This window comes from Nonomuraea cavernae (assembly GCF_040655715.1).
Classification (GTDB): domain Bacteria; phylum Actinomycetota; class Actinomycetes; order Streptosporangiales; family Streptosporangiaceae; genus Nonomuraea; species Nonomuraea cavernae_A.
The window spans coordinates 56,001-74,145 of the sequence record NZ_JBFAKL010000003.1; the positions used below are offsets into that span (position 1 = coordinate 56,001).

The 18,145-nt window shown below is 70.8% G+C and carries 16 protein-coding genes; 7 read left to right on the forward strand and 9 right to left on the reverse strand.

Annotation, left to right across the window (positions count from 1 at the left end):
• Positions 1 to 163 precede the first annotated feature (163 nt).
• From AB0I38_RS05575 to AB0I38_RS05590, 4 genes are all read left to right on the forward strand, one after another.
• The gene (locus tag AB0I38_RS05575; protein ID WP_358462429.1) at positions 164 to 703 is read left to right on the forward strand and encodes a hypothetical protein; all 540 of its coding nucleotides are present in this window, start codon (positions 164 to 166) and stop codon (positions 701 to 703) included.
• A 123-nt stretch (positions 704 to 826) separates the two neighbouring features.
• The gene (locus AB0I38_RS05580) at positions 827 to 1,870 is read left to right on the forward strand and encodes an AraC family transcriptional regulator (protein ID WP_358462432.1); all 1,044 of its coding nucleotides are present in this window, start codon (positions 827 to 829) and stop codon (positions 1,868 to 1,870) included.
• Between the two features lie 33 nt (positions 1,871 to 1,903).
• Entirely contained in the window at positions 1,904 to 3,121 is a 1,218-nt protein-coding gene (locus tag AB0I38_RS05585) for a styrene monooxygenase/indole monooxygenase family protein (RefSeq protein ID WP_358462435.1), read from the forward strand.
• Complete coding sequence (locus AB0I38_RS05590; protein WP_358462438.1) at positions 3,118 to 3,612, forward strand: flavin reductase family protein; 495 nt, start codon at positions 3,118 to 3,120, stop codon at positions 3,610 to 3,612. Before AB0I38_RS05585 ends, AB0I38_RS05590 begins: the two co-directional genes overlap by 4 nt.
• An 11-nt stretch (positions 3,613 to 3,623) precedes the next feature.
• Here the strand turns inward: AB0I38_RS05590 and AB0I38_RS05595 are convergent, their stop codons facing one another.
• The 5 genes from AB0I38_RS05595 to AB0I38_RS05615 form a co-directional block, all read right to left on the reverse strand.
• Entirely contained in the window at positions 3,624 to 4,271 is a 648-nt protein-coding gene (locus AB0I38_RS05595) for an ArsR/SmtB family transcription factor (RefSeq protein WP_358462441.1), read from the reverse strand.
• On the reverse strand, positions 4,271 to 4,786 hold the full coding sequence (locus AB0I38_RS05600; protein WP_358462444.1) for a cupin domain-containing protein: 516 nt from the start codon (positions 4,784 to 4,786) through the stop codon (positions 4,271 to 4,273). Before AB0I38_RS05600 ends, AB0I38_RS05595 begins: the two co-directional genes overlap by 1 nt.
• A 76-nt stretch (positions 4,787 to 4,862) precedes the next feature.
• Positions 4,863 to 6,341 carry an AAA family ATPase gene (locus AB0I38_RS05605; protein WP_358462447.1) on the reverse strand — a complete coding sequence of 493 codons (1,479 nt, stop codon included), beginning with the start codon at positions 6,339 to 6,341 and terminating at the stop codon, positions 4,863 to 4,865.
• A 100-nt stretch (positions 6,342 to 6,441) separates the two neighbouring features.
• On the reverse strand, positions 6,442 to 7,788 hold the full coding sequence (locus tag AB0I38_RS05610) for a family 16 glycosylhydrolase (RefSeq protein ID WP_358462450.1): 1,347 nt from the start codon (positions 7,786 to 7,788) through the stop codon (positions 6,442 to 6,444).
• A gap of 308 nt (positions 7,789 to 8,096) precedes the next feature.
• Positions 8,097 to 8,702 (reverse strand): VOC family protein, encoded by a 606-nt coding sequence (locus AB0I38_RS05615; RefSeq protein ID WP_189127117.1) that lies wholly within the window; start codon positions 8,700 to 8,702, stop codon positions 8,097 to 8,099.
• Between the two features lie 150 nt (positions 8,703 to 8,852).
• Between AB0I38_RS05615 and AB0I38_RS05620 the strand changes: the two genes are divergently transcribed.
• Complete coding sequence (locus AB0I38_RS05620; RefSeq protein WP_358462453.1) at positions 8,853 to 9,818, forward strand: alpha/beta hydrolase; 966 nt, start codon at positions 8,853 to 8,855, stop codon at positions 9,816 to 9,818.
• An 89-nt stretch (positions 9,819 to 9,907) separates the two neighbouring features.
• On the opposite strand, the gene AB0I38_RS05625 is transcribed toward AB0I38_RS05620, so the two are convergent.
• Complete coding sequence (locus AB0I38_RS05625) at positions 9,908 to 11,908, reverse strand: CHAP domain-containing protein (RefSeq protein ID WP_358462456.1); 2,001 nt, start codon at positions 11,906 to 11,908, stop codon at positions 9,908 to 9,910.
• A gap of 298 nt (positions 11,909 to 12,206) precedes the next feature.
• Between AB0I38_RS05625 and AB0I38_RS05630 the strand changes: the two genes are divergently transcribed.
• Positions 12,207 to 12,893: a PaaI family thioesterase gene (locus tag AB0I38_RS05630; protein WP_358462459.1), complete on the forward strand. Its 687-nt coding sequence runs from the start codon at positions 12,207 to 12,209 to the stop codon at positions 12,891 to 12,893.
• A gap of 36 nt (positions 12,894 to 12,929) precedes the next feature.
• Here AB0I38_RS05630 and AB0I38_RS05635 read toward each other — a convergent pair whose 3' ends face one another.
• Both AB0I38_RS05635 and AB0I38_RS05640 read right to left on the reverse strand, forming a co-directional pair.
• On the reverse strand, positions 12,930 to 13,679 hold the full coding sequence (locus AB0I38_RS05635; RefSeq protein WP_358462462.1) for a glucose 1-dehydrogenase: 750 nt from the start codon (positions 13,677 to 13,679) through the stop codon (positions 12,930 to 12,932).
• 145 nt (positions 13,680 to 13,824) lie between these two features.
• Positions 13,825 to 15,756 carry a protein kinase domain-containing protein gene (locus tag AB0I38_RS05640; RefSeq protein WP_358462465.1) on the reverse strand — a complete coding sequence of 644 codons (1,932 nt, stop codon included), beginning with the start codon at positions 15,754 to 15,756 and terminating at the stop codon, positions 13,825 to 13,827.
• Positions 15,757 to 16,001: 245 nt separating this feature from the next.
• Here AB0I38_RS05640 and AB0I38_RS05645 point away from each other — a divergent pair, with 245 nt between their 5' ends.
• Complete coding sequence (locus AB0I38_RS05645; protein WP_358463226.1) at positions 16,002 to 16,739, forward strand: SDR family NAD(P)-dependent oxidoreductase; 738 nt, start codon at positions 16,002 to 16,004, stop codon at positions 16,737 to 16,739.
• 11 nt (positions 16,740 to 16,750) lie between these two features.
• Here the strand turns inward: AB0I38_RS05645 and AB0I38_RS05650 are convergent, their stop codons facing one another.
• Positions 16,751 to 18,022 carry a serine hydrolase domain-containing protein gene (locus tag AB0I38_RS05650; protein ID WP_358462468.1) on the reverse strand — a complete coding sequence of 424 codons (1,272 nt, stop codon included), beginning with the start codon at positions 18,020 to 18,022 and terminating at the stop codon, positions 16,751 to 16,753.
• Between the last annotated feature and the right edge of the window lie 123 nt (positions 18,023 to 18,145).

Here is an 18,145-nt window from a genome sequence, read left to right on the forward strand (position 1 = left end):
AGGGTGGAGGGTTGGGTTGGTGTATTGATCCATGAGCCATGAGTAATTTCTCTGTCACAATGCGTGCATGTCGATGCTCAAGCCGGCCGATGGCCTTCCCGACCACGGGTGCGGGGGACTGGGACAGGTGGCCCACGGTGCGCTGACCTCCTCTCCTCTCAGCATGTGTGAAGGATCGGGGCTCTACCTCGGTTACAACACGCTGCCCGATCCACCGTTCCCGATGGTGGGCTTCCTGCCGTACGAATGTGGCCCGGGAGCGGCGGCCCTCGATCCGGCCACGCTGCTCCGCATGCTCGCCGACTCGATCAGGGCGAGCCCGGTGCCGTCCAAGGGGTCGTTCGATCAGGCGCGTCAGCGGCTGGCGGCCACCATGCGGGTGGACGCGGTGGTGCTCGTCATCGCGGCCCGTGCCATGACGCCGGAGCACAGCCAGGCCGCCAGGGCGCTGCTGGCGAACCTGGCCGAGGGCTACTACCGGGAGGGCGATGCGGAGGCATGCGTGGATGCCCGGGAGGCCGCGGTGGCGCTGGGCGTCGATCGGGCAGGCGGCCAGGTCGCGTTGATCGTCGATCGGGACCCGTCAGGTCGTCACGACGTGCCCTCGCGTATCGGGGTCCGGCCGGAGGGGATGCTGTTCGAACTGCTGGGGGAGGTGCTGGACGCCCAGTACACGTGGACCCGGGCGGCGTTCGCCCTTTGACCGGTCGTTCCCGTAGAGCGGCGCCGACTGAACTGTGGTTGTGTGCACTTCTACCTGGAACGCCGCCGCCCGCTTCGACGATGATCATGTGTCACCCGGATACGTGCGAAGGCGGGGCGCTCGATGGGGCACAGGGTTTTGCTGGACAATACGCCGCTGTTCGCCAGCTCGGATCCGGACGAGGTCCGCGAGCAGGTGGGGCGGGTGTTCTGCGCGCACCGGCTGGACCTGACCGGCGATCCCGCCCTGCTGGCGGCGCGGTTCAACTCCGCGCAGCTCGGCTCAGTACGGGTGAGCTACCTCGACTACGGCACCGACGTCCGCATCGAGCCGGGGGAACTGGAGTCGTTCTTCCTGGTGCAGGTGCCCCTGGCCGGGCAGAGCCTGATCCGCTGCGGCGGGCAGGAGATCGTCTCCACCCCGTCGCTGGCCTCGCTGCCGTCGCCCACGGAGCATCTCGACATGCGCTGGGCTGCGCGGTGCCCGCAGCTGATCGTCAAGTTCGACCGCGTGACCGTCGAGCAGACCCTGGAGCAGATGCTCGGTGAGCGGCTCGACCGGCCGCTCGTCTTCGACCTGGGCGTGGACATGACCAGCGGCTGGGCGCGGAGCTGGCGGGCGATGGCCGACCTGATCGTCCATGCGGCCGAGGACGGCGGCGGGCTGGCCGCGCAGTCGCTGGCCCTCGCCCACCTGGAGAACGCGCTCCTGTCCAGCCTGCTCACCATGCAGCCGTCCAACTACTGGCCGCAGCTGGCCGCGCCGCGGCGGCCGGCCGTGCCGAAGGTGGTGCGGCGGGCGATGGGGTTCATCGAGGAGCATGCCCACCTGCCGATCAACACCGCCGACGTGGCGGGGGCCGTCGCGGTCAGCACCCGCTCGCTGCAGGAAGGCTTCCGCACGCACCTGGGGCTGACCCCGATGGCACACCTGCGTGATGTGCGGCTGGCCAGGGTGCACGAGGAACTGCTGGCCGCCGACCCGGCGCGGGTCACGGTCACCGTCGTCGCCGCCCGCTGGGGTTTCCCGCACCAGGGCCGCTTCGCCGCCGCCTACCGGGACAGGTACGGCCAGGCTCCGTCGGCGACGCTGCGAAACTCCGCGTCAACTGGACGGAACCCGCGCTCAGCGGATGGATGGCGTACGGCACCGAAACGTACCTTCTGAGCATCCACTCCAGCACACAGAAGGACCACCACCATGCGCGACATCCTCATCGTCGGCGCCGGGCAGGCCGGACTGCACCTGGCGCTCGGCCTGCTGCGCAACGGCTACGGCGTCACCGTCGTCTCCAACCGGACCCCCGACGACATCAGGGACGGCCGGGTCACGTCGAGCCAGGCCATGTTCGGCACCGCACTCGGCCACGAGCGCGACCTCGGCCTCGACCTGTGGCCGGACTGCCCGCCGATCGACGGGATCCAGCTCGCCGTCCCCGGGCCCGACGGTGGCAAGGCCATCGGCTGGGCGGCCCGGCTGGACGAACCCGCCCGCTCGGTCGACCAGCGGCTGAAGATGCCCGCCTGGCTCGCCGAGGTGGAGAGGCTGGGCGGGAAGGTCGTCATCCACGACGCGACGCCCGGCGACCTGGAGGAGTACGCGGCCCGGCACGACCTGGTCCTGGTGGCCGCGGGCAAGGGGAAGATCGCCTCGCTGTTCGAGCGGGACGCCGCCCGTTCGCCGTACGACGTCCCGCAGCGCGCCCTGGCCCTCACCTACGTCAACGGGCTCACCCCCCGGCCGGAACACTCCGCGGTCTGCTTCAACCTGATCCCCGGCGTCGGCGAGTACTTCGTCTTTCCCGCGCTCACCGTCACCGGGCCGTGCGAGATCATGGTGTTCGAGGGGATCCCCGGCGGGCCGATGGACTGCTGGGGCGACGTCTTCACCCCCGCTGAGCACCTGGCCAGGAGCCGCTCGATCCTGGAGACCTACCTGCCGTGGGAGGCCGCCCGCTGCGCCGGCGTCGAGCTCACCGATGAGCGCGGCACTCTCGCCGGCCGGTTCGCGCCCACGGTCCGCCGGCCCGTCGCCGTCCTGCCGACGGGCGCCCCGGTGCTCGGCGTCGCCGACGTGGTGGTGCTCAACGATCCCATCACCGGCCAGGGCGCCAACAACGCCGCCAAGTGCGCCTCGGCCTACCTCGCCGCCGTCTTGGAGCGCGGCGACCAGCCGTTCGACCAGGCGTGGATGGAGGCCACCTTCGAGCGTTACTGGGCGGGCGCCCGGCACGCCACCGCGTGGACCAATGCCCTGCTCGCCCCTCCGCCGCCGCACGTGCTGGAGATCCTCGGCGCCGCCGGCTCCCTGCCCGCGGTGGCCTCCCGCTTCGTCAACGGGTTCGACGACCCGGCTGACTTCGCCGAGTGGTTCATGGACCCGGGCGCGGCCCGCGACTACCTGGCGAGCGCGTCATGAGGACCCTGCGTGACGCGCTCGGCCGCTACGCCACCGGGGTGGCGGTGGTCACCACCTGCGCGCCGGGCGGGGAGCGGATCGGGGTCACCGTGAACTCGTTCGCCTCCGTCTCGCTTGACCCCGCCCTGGTGCTGTGGTGCCTGTCCAAGCGGGCGCCGAGCACCCAGGCGTTTCTGCGGGCCGGGCGCTTCGCCGTCAATGTCCTGGCCTGCGGGCAGGAGCACCTGTCGCAGCGGTTCGCCAGGCCGGCGCCGGACAAGTTCGCCGGAGTGGAGACCCGTCTCACGCCCAGCGGGCTGCCGGCTCTCGCCGGCGCCCTGGCCTTCTTCGCCTGCCGTACGGTGACCGCGTACGAGGCCGGTGACCATCGCATCTTCGTCGGCGAGGTCGAGCACTTCCAGTGGCACGAAGGCGAGCCGCTGGTCTTCCACGCGGGCCGCTACCGCGAGCTGGGGGTCATGGACCCGTCCATGGACCGGATCGGAGCCTGAGCCGCCGCCGCTCAGGGGGTGGAGGGGTGGCCGGAGCGGCGCCAGGCCGTGAAGCCGCCGTCCAGGGGGCGGGCGGTGTGGCCGTGGGCGCGCAGGAGGCGGACCGCCTTCGGGGAGACGACGCAGTAGGGGCCGCCGCAGTAGGCGACGATCTCCGCGTCGTGGGGGAGGTCGTCGAGGTGGTCCTGGAGGGTCGCCAGGGGCACCGAGATGGCGCCGGGGACGTGGCCTTCGGCGTAGGCCGCCGCGGACCGTACGTCGATGACGACCGTGTCGGGGTCGGTGAGGCGGGCGGCCAGTTCGTCGGCCGTGACGCCCTCCAGCGCCCCGAGGTGCTCCGCGACCGCGTCGCGCAGGTCGGCGAGGCGCCCGTGGGCGAAGCCCTGCAGCTCGCCCAGGAAGCGCGACACCCGCTCGTCGGCCAGCCGGTAGTGCACCCGGGTGCCGTCCTTGCGGCTGGTCACCAGGTGGGCGGCCCTGAGGTGCTGGAGCTGGGCCGAGGTGTTCTTCAGCGGGACGCCCGCCTCCTCGGCCAGCTCCTCGACCGTGCGTTCGCGCTGGTCGAGCACGTCGAGCAGACGCAGCCGCACCGGGCTGGACAGGGCCTTGCCGATGCGGGCGAGCTGCTCGTAGATCGGTTCCTCGGGGAAGCCGGACATCAGACCATGTACTGGTCGTGGCGGAGGTAGACGTCGGTCCACTCCTCGGGGGTCAGCTGCCGGCCGGTGGTGGCGATGTCGGCCAGCTCCTCGAAGTAGGCCTCTCGCGGGGCGCCGGGGGTGAACAGGATGAGCATCGAGGCGGGCTCGCCCGACTGGTTACAGAAGGCGTGGATGCCGCCCTCGGGCACGTACAGGAAGTCGCCCGGCCTGCCGTCCACCCACCGCTCGCCGTTGTAGAGCCTGATGGTGCCGTCGAGAACGTAGAACGACTCGGTGATCGTGCGGTGGAAGTGGGGGCTCGGGCCGCTCCTGCGCGGGCCCATCTCCCATCGGTAGAGGCCGAAGGCGCCGCCGGTCGAGGCGCCGGTGCCGAGGTAGTGCACCTCGGTGGGCCTCTCGGCCGGGTCGTCGGTCTTCGGGCCCATCCTCAGGTCCGGCGGCAGGCCGGCGGACCTGAGGACACCGCTGGCGGCACCGTTCTCGTCAAGGTAGCGGGCGTCGGGGTAGGACATGGCAAGCTCCTTATCGAATATTCTAAGGACTCTTAGAATAGCCTCATTCGTCCCCCATGTGAAGCTGTACGAGATCTCAGCGGCCGTAGAGGGTGGGAAGGTCCACCAAGAGGATGTGTGGATCTGCCTGTGCGGCCGCTCTGAGGTCGTCGTCGAAGCCCTTGCCGCTGTAGCACGTCAGCACCGTCTCGCGGGTGTCGTATCCCTTGGCGTCGAGGAGGTCGCGAGCCTGGCGCAGCCTGTCCAGATGGCGCAGTCCCATGACCTTGCCCCACTTCGCCTCGCCCAGGGCGCGGACGGCTCTGGGCTCGCCCGGGTAGGCGGGCGACAGCACGGCGACGTCGACCTGGATCCTGCGTTCCTTCCTGTCCCGGTTTCCGGGGATGGTCACGGTGCCCGCGGCTACCTCGCCGACCCCGCCGAACAGGTCTTCGCCGTATCTCAGCGCGAACTCCCGGCAAAGGGTCTCGAAGTGGGGGCCCATGATGGCGCTGGAGAAGCGCTCGCGGGCCCGCCCCCACACCTGATCCGCGTGTCCCGTCGTGAGGGCCGCCCACTCGGGACGCATGATCGCCTGGTAGAAGGCAATGATCGGTTCGGCGATGCGGTAGCACGTGGCACTCGTCTGGAAGGCGTCGCGTTCCTTGACCACCAGTCCGCAGTCCTCCAGCACCCGTAGGGGATGTGCGATGTCGGAGGACTTGTAGCCGATGTGCCCTGCGATGCGACCCCACGTGTGGTTGCCCTCGGCGATCGCCGCCAGGACGGAGTGGTAGAGGGCGGGATCACGGATGTCGGCTTCCTCGGCGAGCAGATAGCGGCCCTCGCGGAACAGGGGGCGCTGCCGGTTCAGTACGGTGCGGACCACCCACGAACCGAAGTCGTCAAGAGAAGCGGGAGTGTCCGAGGCCACGAACTCGTCCCGGTAGGCCGGAGTGCCTCCGACGATGGCGTGCGTCATCGCGGCCAGCCGCGGATCGTCCAGCCCCCAGAACTCCGCGGCCTCACGGAACGGCAGGGGCTGGACCACGAGCTCGAGACGGGCCCGGCCACGCAACGGAGCCTGGCCGGACAGCACCTTGCCCATGACGGACAGCGCCGAGCCGCAGATGAGCACTCGCGCCTGGCTCGTTCCGCGGTGGGTGCGGCCCCGCAGGTCGATCTCCTGCTTCAGGATGGACGGCAAGGCGGGATTCGCCTTCATCAGATAGGGGAACTCGTCGATGACCAGGGGGATGGGACGGTCCTTGGGCAACGCGAACATGAAGGTCAGGGCGTCCTGCCAGTCGGCGAACGGGAGGCCGACCGGAGAGCCGGTGTGCTTGCCGAGCGCCATGCCGAAGAGCCGGAGCAGCTCGATGTCCGTGCCTTCGGTCGCCTCGAAGTAGAACCCACCCAACTCCTCTGCCAGGGCGCGGAGCAGATAGGTCTTGCCTTGGCGACGACGGCCGCTCACCACACCGAAGGCCACCTCTGGCTGGGGGCCGGTAGCGAAGTCGGTCAGCGCCTCCCATTCCCAGGAGCGGTCGAATATATAGGCGGGCTTGGTCACCATGAGCTACTCCGCTGCCGCTGAAGTACAGTTCACTAGACTGTACTTCAGCGTCAGCGGGCGCAGGGCCGGATCGCTCTGCGGGACAGGCTTGTCCTTCGGGTCAGCGCTGCCAGACCCGGACATGGTCGACCACGAAGTCGGCCGGGAAGGTGGTGCTGGCGTCGGGGTCGCCCAGCCAGCCGCCCACCTGGAAGTTCAGCCGCAGGTGGAACTTGCGCTTGTAGGTGTCGTCGGCGCCGAAGGTCTCCTCCAGCCACGACGTCGTGTCGCCGTCCCGGCGCCAGATCTCGCGACCGTCCACGTACCAGCGGATCACGCCTGGTTCCCACTCGGTGGTGTAGGTGTGGAAGCCGTCGCCAGGGTGACCCGTGGGGAAGGTGTAGCGGAAGTCGTTCTTGGTGGGCTTGTAGTCACGGAAGATGGCGGCAGTCGCCGCCTTGTAGTAGCTCGCGCCGCCGGGAAGCTCGGTCACGTCGATCTCGCCGTTGCCCCCGTCGTCGGGCCGCATCCAGAAGGCGGGCCACAGGCCGCGCGAGTTCGCCGGCCCGTTGGGCGACTTGATCCGCGCCTCGAACCGGCCGTAGGCGAACGACGCCTTGCCTATGGTGTCGACGTAGCCGGTGGTGTAGGGCCGAGTGGCGCCGCCACAGGTGTGGTTCTCCTTGTGCACCCGGAGGGTCAGCGAACCGTTCGCGACGAAGACGTTCTTCGCGCGGCTGGTGATGCAGGCGCGGTCATAGTCGACGTACGAATCCCGCGCCCGCCACTTGGCCGTGTTCAGCGCGGTGCCGTCGAAATCGTCAGACCAGACGAGCCGCCAGCCGGGGCCGGGCGAGGGCGTCGGGGTCGGGGTCGGGGACGCCGTCGGCGTTGGTGTGGGACTGGGCGCGGTGTAGGAAATGACCAGCCGTGGCCGCGCGGCGGTGTTGGTGTTTTCCTTGGACCCCCAGTAAACCCGGGTGTTTCGGGTGGACTGACGAACGGCGAAGGTCACCGCGCCGTTGCCTTTCACCGTCGACGAGACGTTCCACGCGTTGTAGCCCTTCGTCACCGCGGTGTTGGTGTCGAGCGCGGTGCCGAGGGTCGGCTTGCTCGCCCAGGTTCCGGTGCCGCCGGCGCCGCCGCTCGCCTTGTGAACGGAGGTGGTGGTGCTCGCGAAGGCGGTCCAAGAATAGAGCTCGAGCCGCGCGGTGATGTTCGAGGCGCCGGCGGGCAGCCCCGCCACCGTGAACCCGACCACCGCCATGCGCTCACCGCTGGAGTTTCCGTCGCACAGTGAAGGACAGGTCGCCAGGGTGGTCCTGGCGCTGTTGTCGCCGTCCTGGGTGACCTGCGTGTACGTGGTGTCTGCTGACGCGTTGACCGTCGTGGAGGCCGCTGCGGAGGCGGTCGCGGAGGCGCCGCCCGTAATGCTTACGAGTAAGGCGCTCGCGGCGGTGACCGCCACAGTGGCGCGTCGCGCGGAACCTAAAGCCCTTTTCATCATTTCCTCTCCGGAGTAAGCCTTCACGCGTTCATCCGTTGCGCGGGCTAACAATGCAAGGAGAGCCGGCCAGGGCGGCAATCCGGAGCTCGGATCGCCGACGAGAGAATTCCCATGGGCATCGGCGTCGAATGGCGGTGATCAACTTACGCATCGACGGATCGGAGCGCAACCTCTTCGCCACATGCCGGAAAGCGTGCTTCCCACACGTCGGCGCCTGCCCTCCCGTGAGGAGGACAGGCGCCGCGGGTCGTGTCATCGGAGAGTCAGGGTCAGGGCTCCAGGGTGATTCCTTCGCGTCGGAGGTCCTCGATGATGCCGTCCACCAGCCGGGTGCTCACGGTGTGGGCCAGCTCGCCGGTCTCGCGCAGCTCACGTACGGCCGGCACCGGATCGGGGTCGGAGAACAGCCGCTCGTCCGCGTGGTCCACCGGCCGGCCGGTCGGGTCGATGGTCCACCAGGAGGCTTCGAGGGCGATGCCGTTGGGGTCGCTGAAGTAGATGGAACGCAGGAAGCCGTGGTCGATGACGTCGGTGACCTCGCATCCGTGCGCCTTGAGCCGGTCGCGCATCCTGATGAGGGCGTCCTCGTCGGGGAGGTGCAGCGACAGGTGGTCGAACTGGGCGGCGCGGGCGTAGGGGACGCCGGCCGGCTTGGCGAAGCTGTCGAGCTCCTGGTCGGTGTATTCGAAGAAGGCGATCGTGTTGCCCGGCCCCACTTCGAAGAAGTAGTGCCTGAACGCGGGGATGGCGAGGGTGGTGACCAGCCGGGCGTCGAGCACACCGTGCCAGAACCGCACGGTCGCGTCCATGTCGGCGGTCACCAGGGCGAGGTGATGCACTCCCCGCCAGTGCATCGTTTCTGGGGTTGCGGCCATGCGCCAATCGTACGTCTTTCAACTATTCCCGCGGAGCTAGTACCTGGTTTCGTCCCGTTTAGGTGGGCGAAAAAGACGGGACGGCGATTGCCTCTGGAACGCTCCGAGATCACCAAGAAGTGCGGCAAGTGGCCCGTGGAAGGAAAATCGATGGCTTCCCATCCCAATCTCGACCCCGAACTCCGTGCGGAGCTGGAAAAACTGTTCGTCCCGGTGTTCGACGCGTCCACCGCGACCATGGAGGGCATCGCCGACCACCGGGCCCAGCTCCAGGTGATGCTGGCCGGCCTTCCGGCGCCCGAGAGCGACGTCGTCATCGAGAACCGTTACGTGCGGCACCCCGACGGCGGGCCCGGCCTGCGGCTGCGCGTCTACCAGCCGGCCGGGTCCGGCACCGGGCGGCCCTGCTTCTACTGGGTGCACGGCGGCGGGATGATCCTCGGCGCCCCCGAGATGGACGACCACACCCTCGTCGGCTACGCCGAACGGCTCGGCTGCGTCGTCGTCTCGGTCGACTACCGGCTCGCCCCCGAGCACCCTCACCCCGTGCCCGTCGAGGACTGCTACGCCGGGCTGGTGTGGACCGTCGAGAACGCCGCCGAGCTGGGCATCGACCTCGAACGGCTGGCCGTGGGCGGGATGAGCGCGGGCGGCGGGCTGGCCGCCGCGACCGTGCTGCTCGCCCGTGACCGGAGCGGCCCCGCCGTGGCCTTCCAACTGCTGCTGTCTCCCATGCTCGACGACCGCAACGCCACCCCGTCCAGCCACGAGTTCACCGAGTCCGTGTTCTGGAACCGCGAGGCCAACCTCTTCGGCTGGACCGCCCTGCTCGGCGACCGGATGGGTTGTGACGACGTCTCCCCGTACGCCGCGCCGGCCAGGGCCGAGGACCTGTCAGGGTTGCCTCCGGCGTTCATCGACGTGGCAGAGCTGGAGGTGTTCAGGGACGAGGACCTCGACTACGCCCGGCGACTCGTCCAGGCCGGGGTGTCGACCGAGTTCCACCTGTATCCGGGCGGTTTCCACGGCTTCGACGCGCTGATCCCGGCCACCGAGCTGAGCCGCAGGGCTGTGGAGACCAGGTTCGCCGCGCTCGCCCGCGCCTTCCAGCGCTGACCGCCGGGCCGAAGCGCCTTACTGCCCTTGGCGCATCGGAACGTCTCCGCACCGGCGGACTCCCAGACGTGGGGGCTGCCGGGAGCGTGTCAGGCGCGGTGGCGGCCCCGGCGGGAGCCCCTGTCCTTACCCGGACCGGCCGCCGCGACCAGAGCGGGTGCTTCCGTGGCGTGGGACGTGACGCGGTGGCGGCGTCCACGCGGCGCGGAACCCCGCACGAGCGGCTCGTCGGAGTGCGCGTCCGCGACGCGGCCACGTCGCCCGCGCGGTACGTCGGGCGAACTCTCGTCCGCCCGGGGATCGGCACTCCGGTACGCGTCGAGGCCCGAGGGAATCGGCCACAGGGCGTCCGCCCAGTAGGCGTCGGAACGGGGCTGATCCGTACGGTGTGGATCGGTTCGGTGGGCGTCGAGCCGGCGGGGCGAGGGCCAGGAGGAGAGGTCGGCGCGACGGGGGTCCGAGAAGCGGGGGTCGGACCAGCGCTGGTCGGAGCGGTGGGGCTCGGTGCGGTGGGTGTCGGACGTGCGGTGGGTGTCGAAGGTGCGGTGGGTGTCGAAGGTGCGGTGGGTGTCGGAGGTGCGGTGGCGGCGGCCGCGCAGCGGGGCGTCGGGCGTGAAGGCCGCGGGCTCCTCGATCGGGTGGCCACTGCGACGGCGACGGCCGTAGTAGCCGCTGTCCCTCCGGTGGGCGTGCGACGGGCGCTGCAGGCTGTCCAGCTCCTGCCAGGCGTCGTCCAGAGCCGCGAAGGGGCGGCGCGGGCGGATGGGGCTCTCGAAGGGGTGCCGGGTGGGGGACGGCGAGGGGGCGGCCGGGACCGGCCGGGGTTCGCGGGTGGCAAGCGGAGGCGGCGCGAACGGCGTGAACGCGTCGAAGGCGCTGGCCGCCTCGGGAATGTCCGGAACGACGACCTGGGCGAACGGCAGGGCGACGACCCCGACGGGCAGGAGAGGCGCCGGGATGACGGGCTCGGCGATGAGCGGAGTGGCCGGCTCGGCGGTCTTCGGCACGGGGGCGGCGAGGATCGCGGCGGCCCGGATGGCGGTGCGGGGCTTGCGGCGGTGGTGACCGCGCCGGGCGGGCGCCACCGGTGCCGGGACGGCGAGCACGGGCCGTACGCGTAGCTGTTTCGTCTTGGCCACGGCGAGCACGGCGAGGGCGGCCACCAGGGCGGAGCCGATCAGGGCGGGAGAGCCGAGCGCCGGAGCCGGGTGGGAGGCGGAGGCGTCGACGAGGACGGGAAGGGGCTCGCTGGTCACCGCCTTGGTGTCGGCGGTGGCCGGCTTGGCGTGCTTGCCCTTCTTGACCGCCTGCCCGGTGCCGGTGGAGGGAGTGGCGGCGCTCGTGCGGGGCGTGTCGGACGACAGGGGCTTGGCGGCTTGGGCCTGAGGGGCGGCCGGAGCGCTGGCGCCCGCCTGCGGGGTTTCGTCGCGGCGCTTCTGGGAGGGCTTGATCTGGGCGTTCAGGCCGGGCTGGGGCTCCTGGCGGACCTCGGAGTAGGGGATCAGGGAGCTGAGTGGACCGTTCTGCAGCCGGCCGAGGTCCGGGGAGTTCTCGGTGGTGGGCTCGTTCGCCCGGTCGCGCGAGGCGTTCTCCCTGGCCTGCTGCTCGACCAGCCGCTGGTCGAGGCGTTCCTTGATCCGCGCCGGGTAGCCGTAGCCCACGACCTTGCTGGTGTCACGTTCCTTGCGCTTGAGGACGCCGCCGTCGATGTTGCCCTCGATGGTGTGGATCGTGTTGCCCTCGACCTTGGTCACGACGCCTACGTGGTCGATCGCGCCGATCGAGTTGGAGCCGCCCCAGTCGAAGAAGACGAAGGCGCCCGGCTCGGGCTTGCGGCCCCAGGCGTCGTTCTTCTTGAACCATTTGGCGTGCCCGATGGTCCAGGCGAACTGGCCCATCCACTCCTCGTAGCCGAGCTTGTGCGCGGCCCACGAGAGCAGCATGTCGCACCAGGGCGCGGAGCTGTAGTCGGCGTCGAACTCGACGTTCTTGCCGTACCAGTCGCCGAACTTGGTGTAGGCGCCGGACTTCTCCGAGTAGCCGAGCTGGCTCTCGAGAAGGTCGATGAACTTCTTCGTCTCTGGCGTCATGGACGTGCGGGGGAACCTTCCAGGCAAGACCGGGTTTGGTACACCAATCCTGGGTAAAGCGGGTATCCCGGGACGAGTGTGACAATCCGGAGGTCTGTCCTCTTCTGTGATGAAGGAGGCTACCGTGACAAAAGGGCAGGTCAAGCACGCGTCATGAGAGCGTAAAACTCTCAAGGTGGGTGAAGGTGCAGGTCAAGAGCTTGCCAGAAATGTCCCCCGAAAGTCGGTTTATGCTCAAAAGATCTACCATGTTCTGTAGGTGAACGGGATTCGGTAGAACGTGTTCTAGGATGGGATCATGACGACCGAGGTGACCACCGAGGAGAGCGGGCTCGCAGCACTGTGCGTGCTCGCGCAGCAGACCCGCGAGTTGATGGACGCGGCGGCGGTCACCGATGTCGGTGAGGACGAGCTCATGGCCGTCACCGCCGAGCTGACGGCGCTGACCGAGCGGCTCAACGCCGTCCGCCGCGCCACACCGCAGCCCTTCGAGATCGGGCCCGGCGGAACGGTCCGGCATCTGGGCAACGCCGTCACCGGCGCCGCCAACCCGTTCGCCCCGCCGGTGGTGATCGAGGCGGCTCCCGAGGGCGGGGTGCGAGCCGAGATCACCTTCCGGCCGCTGCACGAGGGGCCGCCCGGCCTGGTGCACGGCGGGATCAGCGCCATGGTGCTCGACCACCTGCTCGGCCAGGCGGTGGCCGTCGCCGGGTTCGCGAGCATGACCGGCACGCTCACCATCCGCTACCGCGCGCCCGTGCCGTACGGCCGGCCGCTCGTGGCGACGGCCGAATACACCCGCGCGGAGGGCCGCAAGACCTGGGCCGACGGCCGCATCGCGCTGTCCGACGGCACGCCGCTGGTCGAGGCGACGGGCCTGTTCATCGTCCCGTCCGCGTGGCTCGGACGCGACCCGGCAGACCCCGCGCAGCTCACCCCCGGCGACGCCGGCTGGCCGCCGCCGGTCAACGGACAGGACGGTTAGCGGCGGCCGGAGCTCGCCGGCGCGGGGTGACGGGCGTCAGTAGCCGGCGCCGGTGAGCAGGCCCCCGTCCACGGTGAACTCACTGCCCGTGCAGTAGCTGGACCGTTCGGAGGCCAGGAACGCCACCACGTGCGACACCTCGACCGGTTTGGCGAAGCGCTTGATGACCATGGACTTGATGAACGCGTCGGCGTCCACGGCCTCCATGATCTCGGGGTCCATCACCATCGAGGTGTTGATCGCCCCTGGATGGACGGAGTTGACGCGGATCTTGAACTGGGCGAGCTCGCGGGCGGCCGACTTGGTGACCCCGCGCACGCCGAACTTCGAGGCTGCGTAGGCCGACAGACCCTCGGCGCCGACGAAGCCCTCGATCGACGAGATGTTCACGATCGAGCCGCGGCCGGCGGCCTTCATCGGCTCGATGACCGACTTGATGCCGAGCCAGGTGCCCCTCAGGTTCACGCCGATCACCCGGTCGAAGTCGTCGAGCGCCATCTCGCTGATCCGCCGGAACTTCAGGATCCCGGCGTTGTTGACCAGGACGTCCAGCCTGCCGTAAGTAGAGACGGCCGTGTCGACGGCCCGCTCCCACTCCGACGGGCTCGTCACGTCGTGACGCACGTACGTCGCCCCCGTCTCGGCGGCCAGCGCCTTGCCCTCCTCGTCCAGCACGTCGCCGAACACCACCGACGCGCCCTCTTCCAGGAACAGCCGCACATGGGCCTCGCCCATGCCGCGCGCTCCGCCGGTGATCAGCGCCACCTTGCCGTCAAGCAGACCCATGTCGTCCTCCCGCCGCGACGGCCACCGAGGCCGCCTCCATCGATCGGTAGACGGGGACTCCGCCGCCGCCGCGATCTTCCGTACATCGACCTCGATGCCGGCGTACGGCCCAGGGTAGAGGTGTCGCCGATCATCGCTAGCCAAGCTAGTGAACGCTTGGTTCTCCGGCAAGGCCACCGCTGTTCGTGAGGGGTTCCTCGGTCAACGCGGAGCCGGTGGGCGGGGAAAGGGGTTCCTCGGTCGAAGGGGAGTCGGTGGGCAGGGAGAGGGGTTCCTCGGCCGGAGTGGAGTCGGTGGATAGGGAGAGAGGTTCCATGGCCGGGGTGGAGCCGGTGGGCAGGGAGAGAGGTTCCTCGGCCGAAGGGGAATCGGTGGGCAGGGAGAGTGACTCCTCGGTCGGCTCCGGCGAGGGGGTGTGGGCCGCCGAGGCGGCGTCCTGTGACGGCGACTGGACGGCCGACCGGGTCGGGGTGGCCGGGCAGGCGGCGCCGTCCACGGCCACCTCACTGACCTGCGGCCCGTTGCCGGCCGCGGGCTCGGTCAGCACCACGATGCCGAAGTGGGTGGTGACGCCGCACGTCACGCTCCCCGGAGCGCGGGTCACGCCGCTGGTGTAGAGCGTCCGGCCGGACAGCGTGCGCGACTCCTCGCCGACGGTCTGGGCCGGGCCGTCGCCCTCGCGCACGGTGTAGGTGATGCGCAGCCGGACCGGTCCCGTGCCGTCGGCGGTGACGCGTACCTCGCCCACGGAGCCGCTCCACTGGACGATGTCGGCCGAGCGTACGACCGGCCGTGCGTTCGCGCTGCGCCGGACGGTGGGAGTCGCGGTGGGGCCCGTGGTGGGAGGTCCCGTGGTGGGAGGCCCTGTGGTGGCAGGGACGGTGGGAGCGCCGGTGCGGATCGCGGTGGGCGTCGGGACGGCGGGCTGCGAGCCCGCCGGTCGGGAGGCGGTCGGCGCGGGCGCGGAGGAAGATGGCTCGCCCTCCTCGCTGGAACGCGCCGGGGTCGTTTCGTCGGCAGGGTCGAGCTCGCCGGCCGTCTCGGGCCGCGGCATCAGCACCGTCCCGGGGCCGGGAGGCAATTGGCCGCCCGACAGCATGAGCGTCACCAGCACGGCGAGCACGGTCGCGGCCGCGATCCACAGGTGGGGCGGCAGCCGGGGCACCCTCGACAGCCGCTCGCGGACGGTGACCGGTGCCGGGCCGTTCCCGGCGTCGGCCCTGGCCAGCGGGAACCGCAGGGCGAGCAGCGTGGCCAGTTCGGCGAGGTGACGACGGCCGCGCTGCTCCCAGTCGGGGCCGTAGCCGGCGACCGCGTCCTCCTCCAGTTCGGCCGCGAACTGCCGGGCGGAGGCGTACCTGAGCGCCGGATCCTTGGCCAGCCCCCGCCGGAGCAGGTCGCGCAGCGTGTCGGGGACCACTTCCAGCGGCACCGGCTCCACCAGGTGCATGTCCCGCAGCCCTGGAACGTCGTCGGCGCGGAACGGCGGCCGCCCCTTGACCGCCTCGAACAGCACGCAGGCCGCCGCGTACAGGTCGGCGGGCGGCCCCGCCTGGCCCCGCGTCCACAACTCGGGCGACATGTACGGCGGGCTGCCGGCGGGCACCCCCGGCTCCTCCGCGTGGACGACCACGCCGAAGTCGCCCAGCTTGGTCGTGCCGTCGGCCTGGACCAGCACGTTCTCGGGCTTGACGTCCCGGTGCAGCACCCCCTTGTCGTGGGCCATGGCCAATGCCAGCAGGGTCCCCTTGAGCACCGCCAGCGCCGCCTCCGGGCTGGTCCGGCCGTGCTCGTCCAGCAGCGTGCGCAGCGACACCCCGTCGACGAGCTCCATGACCACGGCGGCCCGGGTCTGCGTCTCGACGTACTCGTAGAGCTTGACCACGTTCGGATCGTCGATCTCGACCAGGGCGGGGGCGTCCACCCGGAAGCGTTCCATGAACTCGGCGTCCCTGCGCAGCGTCGCGTTCAGGTACTTGATCGCCACGTAGGCGCCGGTGGACTGGTAGGTGGCGAGGAACACGCGGCCGGTGTGGCCGGCGCCGAGCTGGCGTACTTCGCGGTAACCAGGGACCAAGTCCAACCCCCATCACGCAGCCGTCCTGAGGTTCGACGGTCTCACCCGGGGTTCCGGTTGTCACGATGGCAGATAATTCGCCGTAAGTTGCCGTATATCACCCGCTGTTACCGTCTTGTACGGTAATGGGGCTCATGTGCGCTTGCCCGAGCAAGCGCTCGACCGAGCAGTGGCGGCCGGGGCTGGAGGAGCGCGGCGACCCGGGCGGCGTGTCCCCCGGAGCCAGGGGAGGGCGGGCTGCCGTGATGGACGGGATGCGACTGGACGGCCGGACGGCCGTGGTGACCGGGGGCGCGGGAGCCATCGGCTCGGCCATCGCCACCGACCTGACGGCGCTGGGCGCCCGGGTGGTGATCGCCGACGTCGACCTGCCGGGCGCTGAGAAGGCCGCCGCCGGCCTGGCCGGAGCGGTCCCGATGGCCGTCGACCTCACCTCGCCCGAGTCCGTGGAGCGGTTCTGCGGCGCCTGCGGCGAGGTGGACATCCTCGTGCACAACGCCGGCGTCTCGATCGTCGAGGCGTTCACCGAGAGCGACCCCGCCCACTGGGACCTCATGTGGCAGGTCAACCTGCGCGGCCCGATGCTGATGACCAAACTGCTGCTGCCCGGGATGACGGCCAGGAGATGGGGCCGGCTGGTGTTCGTCTCGTCCGACGGGGCCCGCGCCGGCTCGGGCGGCGAGGGCGCCTACGCGGCGACCAAGGCGGGCCTGTTCGGCCTGGCCAAGACGCTCGCCCGGGAGGCCGCCCGGGCCGAGGTCACCTCCAACGTGGTCTGCCCCGGCCCGACCGACACCCCGATGCTGCGCCGGGTGTCGGCCACCGAGCCCGGGCTGGTCGATCGGATCGCCAAGGGCATCCCGTTGCGCCGCCTCGGCGTCCCGGCCGACGTGGCGGGGCTCGTCGCCTTCCTGTGCACCGAACGCGCCGCCTACCTCACCGGGCAGATCCTGTCGGTGAGCGGCGGCGTGACCATGCACTGAGCGCCGTACGGTCACAGCGCCTGGTAGACGGCCTCCGTGAGGCGGAACGCCCGCAGGCTGCCGGAGACGGCGTTGGCCATCTTGTTCATCACGTAGCCGACGGCCAGCCCGCGCTCCTCGTCGCCCAGGCCCAGGAAGCCGCCGAAGCCCGTGTGACCGAACGCCGTGACCGACGGGACGAAGAACGTCATCGACGGGCGCATGTAGCCGAGGCCGAACGAGCTGTCCACGTACAGCACCCGGTCGGGGCCGTTGACGCGCGGGCGGACGGCGTCGCGCAGGGTCTCGGGGCGTAGCACGTCGCCCGCGATCAGCGACCGGTAGAAGCCCGCCAGTCCCGTGGCCGTGGTGACCAGGCCGGCGGCGGGCCAGCCCGCCCGCAGGATGACCGGGTTGTTGGCGCCGCCGTCGAGCGACTGCATCCGGGGGTTGCCGAGGGCCCGGTTCATCAGGCTCTCCGGGTCCTGCGCGGCCCGCGCCATCCGGGTGAAGACGTCGCCGCGCGCCTCCGCGAGCCCCCCGAGCGCCTCACCGACACCACCTGCCGCACCGCCACCGCCACCGCCGCCGGCACCACTGCCCGTGCTGTCGCCCGCACCGCCGTCCGGGTTCGCCGGCCGGGCGCCGGGCACGGCTCCCGTTGGGGAGGCGGTGCGTGGCTCGCCGCTGGACAGGCGCGCGGCGCGGGCGATCACCGGGTCGGAGGCGCCCAGGCACATGTCCAGCCCGAGCGGCCCGGCGATCTCCGCCGCGACCAGCTCGCCGACCGACTTGCCGGTGACCCTCCGCACCACCTCGCCCACCAGGAACCCGTACGTGAGCGCGTGGTATCCGTGCGCCGTCCCCGGCTCCCACAGCGGCCGTTGCCGGGCGAGGCGGTCCGCGATGGCCGGCTGGTCCTCGAACTCCGACACGGGCACCGGCTCCTCCAGCGCGGGGAGCCCGGCCTCGTGGGTGAGCAACTGGGCGACGGTGATCGTCTCCTTGCCCTGCGCCGCGAACTCCGGCCACACCTCCGCCACCGGCGCGTCCACGTCCACCAGCCCCCGCTCGGTCAGCTGCAGCAGGACGGTGGCGGTGATCGCCTTGGTGCAGGAGTAGGCGTACGCGGGCGTGTCCTCCCGCCAGGCGCGCCCGGTGTGCCGGTCGGCGACACCGCCCCACAGGTCCACGACCAGCTCGCCGTCGAGGTAGACCGCGAACGCCGCGCCGAGCTCCTCTCCGTCGGCGAAGTGGCGCTCGAACACCTCCTGGACGCGCGAGAACCGTGGATCGCAGTGCATGGGACCCTCCACCTCGAAAGGAAGCGCTTACTTGGCTGCCGAGCCTAACAACTGAGCTCGCCCCGGCCCAGACGGCCGACCTGCCCGCGCGTCCGGGCCCGCGCGTCCGGCCCGTGTGACCGG

Excerpts from the sequence above, each read along its gene's own strand:
- AB0I38_RS05575 (WP_358462429.1), top strand. The coding sequence starts at position 164 with ATGTGTGAAGGATCGGGGCTCTACCTCGGTTACAACACGCTGCCCGAT.
- AB0I38_RS05580 (WP_358462432.1), top strand. The coding sequence starts at position 827 with ATGGGGCACAGGGTTTTGCTGGACAATACGCCGCTGTTCGCCAGCTCG.
- AB0I38_RS05585 (WP_358462435.1), top strand. The coding sequence starts at position 1,904 with ATGCGCGACATCCTCATCGTCGGCGCCGGGCAGGCCGGACTGCACCTG.
- AB0I38_RS05590 (WP_358462438.1), top strand. The coding sequence starts at position 3,118 with ATGAGGACCCTGCGTGACGCGCTCGGCCGCTACGCCACCGGGGTGGCG.
- AB0I38_RS05595 (WP_358462441.1), bottom strand. The coding sequence starts at position 4,271 with ATGTCCGGCTTCCCCGAGGAACCGATCTACGAGCAGCTCGCCCGCATC.
- AB0I38_RS05600 (WP_358462444.1), bottom strand. The coding sequence starts at position 4,786 with ATGTCCTACCCCGACGCCCGCTACCTTGACGAGAACGGTGCCGCCAGC.
- AB0I38_RS05605 (WP_358462447.1), bottom strand. The coding sequence starts at position 6,341 with ATGGTGACCAAGCCCGCCTATATATTCGACCGCTCCTGGGAATGGGAG.
- AB0I38_RS05615 (WP_189127117.1), bottom strand. The coding sequence starts at position 8,702 with ATGGCCGCAACCCCAGAAACGATGCACTGGCGGGGAGTGCATCACCTC.
- AB0I38_RS05620 (WP_358462453.1), top strand. The coding sequence starts at position 8,853 with ATGGCTTCCCATCCCAATCTCGACCCCGAACTCCGTGCGGAGCTGGAA.
- AB0I38_RS05625 (WP_358462456.1), bottom strand. The coding sequence starts at position 11,908 with ATGACGCCAGAGACGAAGAAGTTCATCGACCTTCTCGAGAGCCAGCTC.
- AB0I38_RS05630 (WP_358462459.1), top strand. The coding sequence starts at position 12,207 with ATGACGACCGAGGTGACCACCGAGGAGAGCGGGCTCGCAGCACTGTGC.
- AB0I38_RS05635 (WP_358462462.1), bottom strand. The coding sequence starts at position 13,679 with ATGGGTCTGCTTGACGGCAAGGTGGCGCTGATCACCGGCGGAGCGCGC.
- AB0I38_RS05645 (WP_358463226.1), top strand. The coding sequence starts at position 16,002 with ATGGACGGGATGCGACTGGACGGCCGGACGGCCGTGGTGACCGGGGGC.
- AB0I38_RS05650 (WP_358462468.1), bottom strand. The coding sequence starts at position 18,022 with ATGCACTGCGATCCACGGTTCTCGCGCGTCCAGGAGGTGTTCGAGCGC.